This is a genomic window from Pseudofrankia inefficax, from assembly GCF_000166135.1.
In the GTDB taxonomy this organism is placed as follows: Bacteria; Actinomycetota; Actinomycetes; order Frankiales; family Frankiaceae; genus Pseudofrankia; species Pseudofrankia inefficax.
Genome location: NC_014666.1, coordinates 1,373,804 through 1,386,478, shown reverse-complemented (window position 1 = coordinate 1,386,478; position 12,675 = coordinate 1,373,804). Strand labels below are relative to the sequence as shown.

At 72.9% G+C, this 12,675-nt stretch carries 10 protein-coding genes; all 10 read right to left on the bottom strand.

Going from position 1 to position 12,675, the window contains the following annotated elements:
- Positions 1–121: 121 nt before the first annotated feature.
- On the bottom strand, positions 122–1,474 hold the full coding sequence (locus FRAEUI1C_RS05565) for a M16 family metallopeptidase (protein ID WP_013422304.1): 1,353 nt from the start codon (positions 1,472–1,474) through the stop codon (positions 122–124).
- 7 nt (positions 1,475–1,481) lie between these two features.
- The gene (locus tag FRAEUI1C_RS05560; protein ID WP_013422303.1) at positions 1,482–3,665 is read right to left on the bottom strand and encodes a polyribonucleotide nucleotidyltransferase; all 2,184 of its coding nucleotides are present in this window, start codon (positions 3,663–3,665) and stop codon (positions 1,482–1,484) included.
- A 452-nt stretch (positions 3,666–4,117) separates the two neighbouring features.
- Positions 4,118–4,387: a 30S ribosomal protein S15 gene (rpsO, locus tag FRAEUI1C_RS05555; protein WP_013422302.1), complete on the bottom strand. Its 270-nt coding sequence runs from the start codon at positions 4,385–4,387 to the stop codon at positions 4,118–4,120.
- A gap of 270 nt (positions 4,388–4,657) precedes the next feature.
- Positions 4,658–5,608 carry a bifunctional riboflavin kinase/FAD synthetase gene (locus FRAEUI1C_RS05550; RefSeq protein WP_013422301.1) on the bottom strand — a complete coding sequence of 317 codons (951 nt, stop codon included), beginning with the start codon at positions 5,606–5,608 and terminating at the stop codon, positions 4,658–4,660.
- 130 nt (positions 5,609–5,738) lie between these two features.
- The gene (gene truB / locus FRAEUI1C_RS05545) at positions 5,739–6,692 is read right to left on the bottom strand and encodes a tRNA pseudouridine(55) synthase TruB (RefSeq protein WP_013422300.1); all 954 of its coding nucleotides are present in this window, start codon (positions 6,690–6,692) and stop codon (positions 5,739–5,741) included.
- Between the two features lie 33 nt (positions 6,693–6,725).
- On the bottom strand, positions 6,726–7,880 hold the full coding sequence (locus FRAEUI1C_RS05540) for a DHH family phosphoesterase (protein ID WP_232425308.1): 1,155 nt from the start codon (positions 7,878–7,880) through the stop codon (positions 6,726–6,728).
- A 44-nt stretch (positions 7,881–7,924) separates the two neighbouring features.
- The gene (gene rbfA, locus FRAEUI1C_RS05535; protein ID WP_013422298.1) at positions 7,925–8,473 is read right to left on the bottom strand and encodes a 30S ribosome-binding factor RbfA; all 549 of its coding nucleotides are present in this window, start codon (positions 8,471–8,473) and stop codon (positions 7,925–7,927) included.
- A 51-nt stretch (positions 8,474–8,524) separates the two neighbouring features.
- Entirely contained in the window at positions 8,525–8,869 is a 345-nt protein-coding gene (locus FRAEUI1C_RS05530; protein ID WP_013422297.1) for a DUF503 domain-containing protein, read from the bottom strand.
- A 68-nt stretch (positions 8,870–8,937) separates the two neighbouring features.
- On the bottom strand, positions 8,938–12,153 hold the full coding sequence (gene infB / locus FRAEUI1C_RS05525) for a translation initiation factor IF-2 (protein WP_013422296.1): 3,216 nt from the start codon (positions 12,151–12,153) through the stop codon (positions 8,938–8,940).
- A gap of 266 nt (positions 12,154–12,419) precedes the next feature.
- The gene (locus FRAEUI1C_RS40760; RefSeq protein WP_232425307.1) at positions 12,420–12,635 is read right to left on the bottom strand and encodes a YlxR family protein; all 216 of its coding nucleotides are present in this window, start codon (positions 12,633–12,635) and stop codon (positions 12,420–12,422) included.
- Between the last annotated feature and the right edge of the window lie 40 nt (positions 12,636–12,675).

The window sequence follows — 12,675 nt, the reverse complement described above, 5'->3', positions numbered from 1 at the left end:
GCGAGGTCGTTGCCGCGCGAGATTGGTACCGCGCCAGGCCAAGTGCCCGACGACCCGGTCCGCCGCCGAAACCGGACGAGGCCCTCCCCCGACAGGGAAGGGCCTCGTCAGGCGAGACCGGTCAGGAGACCAGGGCCGCGAAGTCGCTGTCGTTCTTGAAAGGCCCGATGACGCCGAGGCCCCAGGGCTGCGCCACGAGCTCGCCCGCGATCGCCTGGACGTCGCCGAGGGTCACGGCGTCGACCCTGGCGAGCACCTCGTCGACGGAGAGCAGCTCGCCGTGGACCAGCTCGCCCTTGCCGAGGCGGCTCATCCGCGAGCCGGTGTCCTCCAGCCCGAGGACGAGCGAGCCGCGGGTCTGGCCGCGGGCCCGGTCGAGCTCCTCCTGGGTGATCCCTCGCTCGGCGATCTGGCGGACCTCGTCGCGGCAGATCTCCAGCACCTCACGGGCCCGCTTGGGCGCGCAGCCGGCGTACAGGCCGAACAGGCCCGCGTCGGCGAAGTGGGTCGCGAACGAGTAGACCGAGTACGCCAGGCCGCGCTTCTCCCGGACCTCCTGGAACAGCCGCGAGCTCATGCCGCCGCCGAGCGCCGTGGAGAGCAGGCCCAGCGCGAACCGGCGCGGGTCACGCCGGGACATCCCCGCGGTGCCGAGCACGACGTTGGCCTGCTCGGTCGGCCGGCGGGAGACCAGCAGCCCGGGCTTGCCCGGGTAGCCGTAGGCACCGCCGCGCGGCCCGGCGGAGTCGGCCGGGCCGGCGAGCCGGTCGGCGAAGGCCTCCGCGACCATCGCCAGGGTCCGGTCGTGGTCGATGTTCCCCGCGACCGCGACCACCAGCGCCGGCGCGGTGTAACGCCCCCGGTAGTACTCGGCGATCGTGTCCCGGTGCAGGGCCTCGATCGAGTCGATCGTGCCGAGGACCGGGCGGCCCAGCGACGACGAGCCGAGGACGGCCTCGGCGAAGACGTCGTGCACGACGTCGCCGGGGTCGTCCTCGTGCATGGCGATCTCCTCGAGGATCACGCCCCGCTCGGCCTCGACGTCGGCCGCGGTGATGACCGAGTTCGCCACCATGTCGCAGACGACGTCGATCGCCATCGGCAGGTCCTCGTCGAGGACCCGCGCGTAGTAGCAGGTGTACTCCTTCGCGGTGAACGCGTTGAGATCACCGCCGACGGCCTCGACGGACGCGCTGATGGTCAGCGCGTCGCGGCTCGGCGTCCCCTTGAACAGCAGGTGCTCCAGGAAGTGCGAGCAGCCCGCCGTCGCCGGGTCCTCGTCCCGCGAGCCGACGCCGACCCAGACGCCGATGGCGGCCGACCGTACGCCGGGCACCTGCTCGGTCAGCACCCGCAGGCCGCCGGGCAGGACCGTGCGCCGCGCGCTCCCGCCCAGCAGTTCCACGGTCGGCCGGCCCGCGAGCAGCGCGGCGGCCCGAGCCGACGGCGTCTGGGTCTCGTCGAGTTGTGTCATGGGCGTGTCAGGCGCCCGCGACGGCGGCGGCTTCCTCCGCCGGCGAGAGACTGATCTTGCCGCGGCTGTCGATCTCGGTGATCTCGACCTGCAGCTTCTGGCCGACGTTGAGCACGTCCTCGACCTTCTCCACCCGCTTGCCGCCCGAGAGCTGCTTGAGCTTGCTGACGTGCAGCAGGCCGTCCTTGCCCGGGGTGAGGGAGACGAAGGCGCCGAAGTTCGTGATCTTCACGATCGTGCCGAGGTAGCGCTCCCCGACCTCCGGCATCTGCGGGTTGGCGATCGCGTTGATCGCCGAGCGCGCCGTCTCCGCGGAGACGCCGTCGGCCGCGCCGATGTAGATCGTGCCGTCATCCTCGACGGTGATCTCGGCCCCGCTGTCGGCCTGGATCTGGTTGATCATCTTGCCCTTCGGGCCGATGACCTCGCCGATCTTGTCCACCGGGATCTTGACCGAGATGACCCGCGGCGCGTGCTGCGACATCTCGTCCGGGCCCTCGATGGCCTCGGCCATGACGTCGAGGATCGCGAGCCGGGCCGCGCGGGCCTGCTGCAGGGCGGCGGCGAGCACGTTCGCCGGGATGCCGTCGAGCTTGGTGTCCAGCTGCAGGGCGGTGACGAACTCGCGGGTGCCGGCGACCTTGAAGTCCATGTCGCCGTACGCGTCCTCGGCGCCCAGGATGTCCGTCAGCGTGACGAACGCGTCGCCCTCGCGGATCAGGCCCATCGCGATGCCGGCGACCGGCGCCCGCAGCGGCACACCGGCGTTCAGCAGCGACAGCGTGCTCGCGCACACCGAGCCCATCGAGGTCGACCCGTTGGAGCTGAGCGCCTCGGAGACCTGCCGGATCGCGTAGGGGAACTCCTCGCGGCTCGGCAGCACCGGCAGCAGCGCCCGCTCGGCCAGCGCGCCGTGGCCGATCTCGCGGCGCTTCGGCGAGCCGACCCGGCCGGTCTCACCGGTCGAGTACGGCGGGAAGTTGTAGTTGTGCATGTAGCGCTTGGTGCGGTCCGGGTTGAGCGTGTCGATGGTCTGCTCCAGCCGGAGCATCGCCAGCGTCGTGACACCCAGGATCTGGGTCTCGCCACGCTCGAACAGCGCCGAGCCGTGCACCCGCGGCACGTAGTCCACCTCGGCGGACAGCGCGCGGATCTCGGTGGTGGCCCGGCCGTCGATGCGCAGGCCGTCCTCGACGACCCGCTTGCGGACCAGCTTCTTGGTCAGCGCCCGGTAGGCCGCGCCGATCTCCTTCTCGCGGCCGTCGAACTGCGAGCCGACCTTCTCGACCGCCAGGGCCTTGACCCGGTCCAGCTCGGTCTCGCGCTCCTGCTTGCCGGCGATCCGCAGCGCGGCGGCCAGCTCGTCGCCAACCGCGTTGGTCAGCACGTCCAGCACGTCGTCGGTGTAGTCCAGGAACACGGGGTACTCGCGGACCGGCTTGGCCGCGGCGGCGGCCAGCTCCCGCTGGGCCCGGCACAGCTCGCGGATCGCGGGCTTCGCGGCCTCGAGGCCGGCGGCGACGACGTCCTCGGTCGGCGCCGGAGCGCCGTCGGCGAGCAGCGCCACGGTGCCCGGGGTCGCCTCGGCCTCGACCATCATGATCGCGACGTCGGAGTCGTCCTCCAGCACGCGGCCGGCGACGACCATGTCGAAGGTGGCGCGGGCGAGCTCGGCGTGGGTCGGGAACGCGACCCACTGGCCGTCGACGTAGCCGACGCGGGTCGCGCCGACCGGGCCGGTGAACGGCAGGCCGGCGAGCAGCGTCGACGCGCTGGCCGCGTTGATCGCGACGACGTCGTAGAGCGTCTCCGGGTCGAGCGCGAGCACGGTCGCGACGACCTGGATCTCGTTGCGCAGGCCCTTGGTGAACGACGGGCGCAGCGGCCGGTCGATCAGCCGGCAGGTCAGGATCGCGTCCTCGCTCGGCCGGCCCTCGCGGCGGAAGAACGAGCCGGGGATGCGCCCGGCCGCGTACATCCGCTCCTCGACGTCGACCGTCAGCGGGAAGAAGTCCAGGTTTTCCTTGGGGTTCTTGCTGGCTGTCGTCGCGGACAGCACCATCGTGTCGCCCAGGTAGGCGACCACGGAGCCCGCGGCCTGCTTGGCCAGCCGGCCGGTCTCGAACCGGATCGTCCGGGTGCCGAGCGGGGTGGTGACGACCGCCTCGGTCGCCGTTGTCGAGTCATCCACTTCTTTGGTCCTCCATCCTCTTCACCTGGCCGGGGCCGTCTGGCGAAGGGGTGCCGGTGCTCAGTCGTGGCTCTCGGCCGGCTCCGCGTACGCGGGCCATCCGGGAGTCACGACCGAGGACCGGCGGCTCGCGCCACCACGGACCCGGTCAGGTCCTCCGCCGCGCCGGGGTCTCGTCTCGCCCGGAGCGGTTCTGCACTTCTCGTACCTCGTACCCTGCGCCTGCATGCCGGCCCCTGAACCACTGGCCGGCCAGCGCACCGCCGGCCCGAGAACCCGCGATCCGCGCCAGCGGATCGCCGCGGGTCCGGGGGTCGCCCCCCGGGCTAGCATCACGGGCCGCCGGGAGGCCGCCCGCAGGGCGGCGACCAGGATCCGCCGCCTCGCGACTGTCCGCACCTACCCGATATGCGGCAGAGGGAGCGGCCCCATGGGACGCTCCCTCTGGTCACTTACCGGCGAAGGCCGAGTCTTTCGATCAGGGCCCGGTACCGGCCGATGTCCGTCTTCTGCAGGTAGTTCAGCAGCCGGCGGCGCCGACCGACCAGCAACAGCAGGCCGCGACGGCTGTGGTGGTCGTGCTTGTGCACCTTCAAGTGCTCGGTCAGGTCACTGATCCGCCGGGTCAGCATGGCCACCTGCACCTCTGGGGAGCCGGTGTCACGCTCGACCGTGGCGTAATCGGACATGATCTTCTGCTTCACGTCGCTGGAAAGCGGCACGATCCACCTCTTCTTCTCGCACAGGGGGGTGTGCCCAGGGTCTTCGTCACCCAGGCATTCCGACTGTCCACTCCGTGCCCCTGATCACGATTGACGTTGATCAAGGCTTGCGGCTTGCGAACACACCTCACCCGTCTTGACTTCGCAGCCTATCAACTCCAGGGAACCGAGCAGCCAACGCACCCACCCGGCGGGCCCGAGGGGCACCTTCTGCGCCCGTTCGCCACCTGATGCCCCATCGCCCAGAACGTCAGGTCATCGCCCTGAACGTCAGGTCGCGGTGGTGGCGGTGCGGGTCGCCCCGACGTCGAGCGTCATCTGGCTGACCAGCTCTTCAACCGAGTTGAATTTCAACGTCGGGCGCAGCAGGGCGACGAACTCGAAGGCCATGTACTCGCCGTACAGGTCGCCGTCGAAGTCGAGCAGGAACGCCTCGACCCGGCGCTCCCGGCCGGCGAAGGTCGGGTTCGTGCCGATCGAGATCGCGGCCGGCTGGCGACGGCCCGACCAGCAGGCGTACCCCGCGTAGACGCCGTCCGCCGGGATCGCCGCCCATGGGGTGACCTGCAGGTTCGCCGTGGGGAAGCCGATCGTGCGGCCACGCGCGTCGCCGTGCACCACGACCCCCTCGACCCGGTGCAGCCGACCCAGGCCCTGCGCCGCGCCGGCGACGTCGCCCTCGGCGACCTGCGCGCGGATGTGGGTCGAGCTGACGACCGGGGTCGAATCGGGGCCGGCCTGGTGGTCGTCCCGCAGCAGCGGCATGGCGTCGACCTCGAACCCGTGCTGCGCGCCGGACCGGACCAACGTGTCGATCCTGCCGAGCGCCCGGTGCCCATAGCTGAAGTTCTGCCCGACGACGACCACCCGGGCCCGCAGCGTCTCGACCAGGATCTTGGCGACGAACTCGTCCGCCGGAACCTCACTGAACTCCAGCGTGAACGGCTGGACGCAGAGGGCGTCGACGCCGATCGCCGCGAGCAGCTCGGTCTTGAACTGCAGCGTCGTCAGCAGCGCCGGATGGCTGCCTGGGCGCAGTACCTCGCCGGGGTGCGGATCGAAGGTCAGCACCAGCAACGGCAGGCCGAGCGCCGTCGCCCGCTCGACGGCCCGGCCGATGATCTTCCGATGGCCCACATGGACGCCGTCGAAAAAACCGATCGTGACGACGCCACCACGCCAGTCGACTGGCGTGTTGTCCAGCCCTCGCCACCAACGCACGTGCCGAGCCTAGGGCATGGCGGGCGCGCACCTTCGCGGGTGCGGCCAACTTCATGATCGACCTCCGGATCCGCCACCGGCGCCGGCGACCGACCTCGGGCCGGTACACCCATGACCCCGGAAGCGATCGTCAGCCCGCGGGCGCGAAGACCACCAGATAGCGGGACTCCCGGCCGTGGTCCTCGGCGAGGGCGAGCGCGGCCCCATCCCCGGCCACGACGCCGTAGGGGCCGGGCAGACCGGCCGCGGGAAGACGGCGGCCGTGGGCGACGGCGTCCGCCTCGTCGGCGTCCACCCGCCGGACGGGAAAGGCGCTGGTGACGGCGGCCGCCAGCGGCGTGACCGCGGTGGCCGCCCGCTCGGCGAAGGCGTCCAGGTCCAGCGCGTCCGCGACCTCGAACGGGCCGACGCGGGTGCGGCGCAGGTAGGTCAGATGGCCGCCACAGCCGAGGTCCGCGCCGACGTCGCGGGCGAGGGCCCGGACGTACGTGCCGCTGGAGCAGGCGACCCGAACCGCGAGATCCGTGCCCGCGGGGTCGGGGGCGCCGGTGTCCCGGTCCCGCCGCTCGCGCAGCTCGAAGGCGCTGACGGTGACGCGACGAGGGGCCAGCTGGACCTCCTCGCCGGACCGGACCCGGGCGTAGGCACGCTTCCCGTCGATCTTCACGGCGCTGACACTGGACGGGACCTGGTCGATCTCCCCGGTGAGCCGGCCGATCGCGGCGGCGAGCGCGTCCGCCGTGGCGTCCACCGGGCGCTCCTCGACGGGCTCGCCCTCCGCGTCGTCCGTGACCGTCGTGACACCGAGCCGGATGACCGCCTCGTACTCCTTGTCGGTGAGCGCGAGGTGGCCGAGCAGCTTGGTCGCCCGGCCGACCCCGAGCACCAGCACGCCGGTCGCCATCGGGTCGAGGGTGCCGGCGTGGCCGATCTTGCGGGTACGCAGGATCCGCCGCGCCTTCGCGACGACGTCGTGCGAGGTCCAGCCGGCCGGCTTGTCGACGATCACCAGACCGTCAGGAGCCGGCAGGGGGGCGGCAGGCACCTGCGACGGCTCGGCCCGGGACGTCGTTGGCAAGGTCACTAGGTCTCCGTTCAAGGACCGGCGGCGGCGCTCTCAGAACGGGCGCGGCGCGGCGGCCAGGTGGGCGACGCGGATCGTGGTCGTGCCCGTCGGGCCGTCGCCACTGTGCCCGGAGGCGTGGCGGCGTACCTGGTTCAGGATCGCCGCCACGATCCGGCCGACGCGCTCCTCGTCGTCAGGCCGTACGTCCCCGGGCCCCGCCTGGCCCGCGGCGGTCTGGCCCGAGGCCGCGCTGACCATGAAGCCGGCCTTCTCCCGATGCCCGCCGCCACCGAGGCCCATCGCCACGGCACCGACGTCGATCGGCCCGCGCGAGCGCAGCGAGACGGTCCAGCCTCGGTCGGGCAGCTCCTTGGCGACGGCGGCGAGATCCGCCTCCAGCACCCCCCACAGCACGTCGACGACGCCTTCGACGTGCTCGAGGCGCAGTCCGTGCCGGGCCAGGTCCGCGTCGGTGATGTAGGTCCAGGCCAGCCGATGCCCTTCGGCGCCGGAGCATTCGGACAGGCCCGCGCGGCCCAGCACCTCGGCGAGCAGGCCCACGTAACCGAACCGGTGGATTCCCCAGACCGACCAGCCGATCACGGTCGGGTCGGCACCGGCGTCGACCAGCCGGGCCGCCGCGCGGTGCGCCGCGGCCGAGGTGGTGGCCTGCCGGAACGAGCCGGTGTCGGTCGCGAGCCCGGCGTAGAGCGCGGTCGCGACGTCGGCGGTCAACGCGAGGCCCAGCCGGTCGAGCAGTTGAAGCACCACCGTCGAGGTGGACGGCGCGTCCGGATCGACCATCCGGACCTGGCCGAAGTCGGCCCCGGAGCGGTGGTGGTCGACGACCAGGGTGCGGGGCGCGGCGGCCATCCGGTCGGCGAGGACGCCGAGCATGTGCGGCGCCGCGGCGTCGAGCGTGACCACCAGGTCGAGCCGCTCCGGCAGCCGCGCGGGCGCGACCAGCAGATCGTGGCCCGGCAGGAACGCGAGCCCGTCCGGCACCTGGAACGGCTCGGCGTCGAACGAGACGGCCACCGTCCCGCCGGCGCCGCGCAGCGCGAGGCCGAGGGCGAGGGCCGAACCCAACGTGTCCGAGTCCGGGTTGACGTGGGCGAACAGCCCGACCGTCCAGCCGTCGGCCAGTGCCGTGCGCAGCAACGCGACCGGGTCCGGCCAGGCCGGCGGCCGACCGGGCGCCGCCACGACCTTCCGGCTCGGCTCCGCCGGGCCGGAAGGAACCCCGGGGCTCATCGCCCTACGCCGCCCACCGACCGGCCTGGGCCGGCCGCGTCCGGCTCGTCATCGCGCTCGTCGTCGCCGAAGTCGTCGTACTCGGAGTCGTCGACGTCGTCCAGGTCGTCGAGCTCGTCGTCGATCTCCCTCGGCTTGCGGTAGGGGTCGGGCTCGCCGGCGTGGCTCGCGCCCTCGCGCCGGGTCTCCAGCTCCGCGTCCCGCGCCCTGGCGACCGCGAGCAGGTCGTTGAGATGCTGCGCGTCGTCGGGCAAGCGGTCGTGCACGAACGTCAGCGTCGGCGTCGACTTCACGCCCGTCGCCTTGCCCACCTGGGACCGCAGCAGGCCCTTGGCCGACTCCAGGGCGCGGGCCGAATCGGCCCGGGCCTCGTCGTCGCCGTAGACGGTGTAGAAGACGGTCGCCTCCATGAGATCCGGGGTCACCCGGGCGTCCGTGATCGTCACCATCCCCAGCCGGGGGTCCTTGACGCCGCGTTCGAGCGCGGCCGCGACGACTTCCCGAACACGCACCGCCAACCGGCGCGCGCGGGCGGGGTCAGCCACCGTTCACACCTCCATGCACGCCATCCGAAGACCTCAACCGGTCCCCGTCGGTCATGCCCCTTGTAGGCCGCTCCAGCCACCGGAGAGGTCGGCCTGTTCGTCAATGTCGTCCTCGGCGAGCAGGCGGCGGCGCGTCTCGAGAACCTCAAGCTCCGGCCGCTCCTCGACCAGGCGCTCACAGCCGTCGAGGATGTCGACGCAGAAGCCCCGGTCGGCGGCGACCACCGCGATGCCGAACTTGACCCGCCGGTGCAGCTCGTGATGGTCGACCTCGGCCGCGCTCACCGGGAACCGCTTGCGCAGCTCGGCCACGACCGGCCGCACGAGCGACCGCTTCTCCTTCAGCGAATGAACGTCACCAAGCCGCACGTCCACGCTGAGCAGACCTATCCACATGTATGTAGTTCCCTGCCGGCGCACCGCCGGCCGGTCGCGCGAGGCGACCGGCCGGCGGCCATATCGGCTTAAACGCGCGGGATCTCGCGCTGCTCGAAGGTTTCGATGACGTCTTCGATCTTGATGTCGTTGAACGAGCCGAGTCCGATACCGCACTCGTACCCGTCGCGGACCTCGACGGCGTCGTCCTTGAACCGCTTCAGCGACTCGACGGTGAGGTTGTCGGCGACCACCACGCCGTCCCGGATCAGGCGCGCCTTGCTGTTGCGCCGGATGATCCCGGTCCGGACGATGCAGCCGGCGACGTTGCCGATCCGCGGCACCCGGAAGACCTCGCGGACCTCCGCCGTGCCGAGCTGGGCCTCCTCGTAGACCGGCTTGAGCATGCCCTTGAGGGCGTTCTCGATGTCCTCGATCGCCTGGTAGATGACCGAGTAGTACCGGACCTCGACACCCTCGCGGTCGGCCAGCTCGGTCGCCTTGCCCTGCGGGCGGACGTTGAAGCCGATGATGAGCGCGTCCGACGCGGAGGCCAGCATGACGTTGGTCTCGGTGATCGCGCCGACACCGCGGTCAATGATGCGCAGCCCGACCTCGTCGCCGAGGTCGATCTTGAGCAGCGCGTCTTCGAGGGCCTCCACCGAACCGGAGACGTCTCCCTTGAGGATGAGGTTGAGCTGAGTCTTCTCGCCCTCCTTCATCCGCTCGAGGATGGTCTCCAGCGTCGGGCGGCCACGGCTCATCGCCAGCTCGGCGTTGCGCTCGCGGGCCTGACGCCGCTCGGCGATCTGCCGGGCGACCCGGTCCTCGGGGACGACCAGGAAGTTGTCGCCCGCGTCCGGCACGCTGGTGAAGCCCAGCACCTGCACCGGACGGGCCGGACCAGCCTCGGTCACGTTCGCGCCGTGCTCGTCGAGCATCGCCCGGACGCGGCCGAACGCCTCGCCGGCGACGATCGAGTCACCGATCTTCAGCGTGCCGCGCTGGACCAGAACCGTCGCCACCGGGCCACGGCCGCGGTCGAGCCGGCCTTCGATCGCCACACCCTGCGCGTCGACGCCGAACGCCGCCTGCAGGTCGAGCGACGCGTCGGCGGTCAGGATGATCGCCTCGAGCAGCCCGTCGATGTTGGTCCGGCTGCGCGCGGAGACGTCGACGAACATCGTGTCGCCGCCGTACTCCTCGGCCACCAGGCCGTACTCGGTGAGCTGCCCGCGGACCTTCGCCGGGTCGGCACCTTCCTTGTCGATCTTGTTCACCGCGACCACGACGGGCACGTTCGCCGCCTGGGCGTGGTTGAGCGCCTCGATGGTCTGGGGCATCACGCCGTCGTCCGCCGCGACGACCAGGACGACGATGTCCGTCACCTGGGCACCGCGGGCACGCATGGCGGTGAACGTCTCGTGACCCGGGGTGTCGATGAAGGTGATCGGCCGCTCGTCGCCGTCGACCGTCGCCGTGATCTGGTAGGCGCCGATGTGCTGGGTGATGCCACCCGCCTCACCGGCGACCACGTCGGCCGACCGGATCGCGTCGAGCAGCTTCGTCTTGCCGTGGTCGACGTGGCCCATGACCGTGACGACCGGCGGACGGGTACCGAGCACGACGTTCTCGGCGTACTCGCCACCGAACTCGAGGTCGAAACTCTCCAGGAGCTCCTTGTCCTCGTCCTCGGGGCTGACGATCTGGACCTCGTAGCCCAGGGTGACGCCCAGCAGCTGCAGCGTCTCGTCGGTGCACGACTGGGTCGCCGTCACCATCTCGCCGAGCTGGGTGAAGACCACCTGGACCAGCGCGCCCGGGTTCGCCTCGATCTTGTCGGCGAAGTCGGCGAGCGACGCGCCACGTGGGAGCCGGATGGCCTGCCCGTTACCGCGCGGGACCATCGCCCCCATGCGCGGCGCCTCGAGGCCGCTCTCCCATTCCTGCCGCTTCGCGCGCTTGGACTTGCGCTGACGACCCGGACGGCCACGACCACCTGGGCCGAAGGCGCCCGCCGTCGTACCGCCGCGGCCACGACCGCCGGCGGCCGGACGGCCACCGCCGCCCGCGCCACCGCCACCGGGACCGCCGGGACGACCGGCGCCACCGGCACCGCCCGGACCGCCGGGACGGCCAGGAGCGCCGCCCGCGCGGCCGGCGAAGCCGCCGCCGCCGGGACGCGGACCGCCGGCACCGCCGCCACCACCGGGACGCGCCCCCGGGCCGCCGGGGCGACCAGGAGCGCCGCCCGCCGGGCGGGGCTGGAACATGCCGGGGCCGGGACGCGGACCGCCGGAGCCACCGGGCCGAGGCGGCATGCCGCCGGAGCCACCAGGCCGCGGGCCACCGCTGCCACCGGGCCGAGGCGGCATGCTGCCGGGGCTCGGCCGCGGGCCACCGGGACCGCTCGGGGCACCCGAGCGCGGCGCGCCGGGCGCGCCACCGGGACGCGGAGCACCAGTCCGGGGACCGCCGGGAGCGCCGCCACCACTGGGGCGGGGCGCGGCGGAGCTGGGCGTGGTGTACGGGTTGTTGCCGGGTCCCTGCGGCCGGGGGCCGGGACGCGGACCGGGCCGCGGGCCACCGGTACGAGGCGGCGCGGCCGCCGGACCACCGGCGGACGCCTGCGCGGCACCGGGAGCCGGACCACCGGCGGCGGGCGGTGCGGCCTGACCACCGGGAGCGGCCGAGCCGCCGGAGGCAGCCTGATCGCCGGCAGCCGCCGGACTCTCAGGAGCCGCTGCCGGGGCACCGGGGCGCGTGCGCGCTCCGGGCGGGCCAGGCATCCCAGGCCGGGGGCCGGGACGAGGACCTGACTGCGTGGGGGACTGCGAGGCGGTCGCGGCGGGCGCGGCCGGCCGGTCCACCTGGGGCACCGGCTCGGGGCGCACCGGCTCGACCGGAGCGTTCACCGACGGACGGCTGGACACCGGTGCCGGAGCCGCGCCGCCACCGGAAGCCGCGGCGGGCCGCGGGCCGGTCGCGGGACCGGGACGGCCGGGAGCCGGGGCTGGGCCGGGACGGGGGCCCGGCCGGCCGGGCACACCGGCGCCGGGGCCGGGGCGAGGACCCGCGCCATTGGCGGGACGACCGCCGTTGCCGGCGGGACCGGGACGGCCCGGCTTGGGGCCGGCCTCCGCGGGACCGCCGAGCCGCTCCTTGAGCTTGCGGACGACGGGTGCTTCAACGGTGGAAGAGGCGGACTTGACGAACTCGCCCATGTCTTTCAGCGTGCCAAGGACGGTCTTGCTGTCGACGCCGAGCTCCTTGGCGAGCTCGTGTACGCGGGCCTTACCTGCCACGGTGCTCCTTCGTTCGGCCCGCGGTTCGGCGCCCGCGTGACCTCGTTACCTGCTGGTCGCGATCATGGCTGCGTGCTCATTGCGCGGTCATCGCTCTCGACCTGCTTCCGTGTCGGCGTCGGCCGGTTACCTCCGGCGAACGCCACCGTCCAGTGGGGCACTCCCCCACCCTGGCTCCTTGCCCGGCCGGCGCGCGTCGCGCGCCACCCGGTCCTGCCCGGGCCGCACCAGCCCCAGTGGGGCCGGTGACACTCCCGTCAGACCTGTCAACAACGTCCCGGCTCGTCCTCGTCCCGCTCGGGACGAGGAATCTCCTGGACGTACGCCCGGACACGCTCGCAACCGAGCGGCCCAGGCACCCGCAACGCACGGGGAAACGCCCTCCGGCGCTCCGCGAGGTCGAGACATGCCAGGTCGGGGTGCAGATGCGCCCCCCGGCCGGGCAAGCGGCGGCGAACATCGGGCAGGAGTTCACCGTCCACCACGACGATACGCAGCAGGTCGGACCGCGCCGCCCGGGAT

Coding starts and splice junctions, on each gene's coding strand:
- FRAEUI1C_RS05565 (WP_013422304.1), bottom strand. CDS start 1,474: ATGACACAACTCGACGAGACCCAGACGCCGTCGGCTCGGGCCGCCGCG.
- FRAEUI1C_RS05530 (WP_013422297.1), bottom strand. CDS start 8,869: ATGTGGATAGGTCTGCTCAGCGTGGACGTGCGGCTTGGTGACGTTCAT.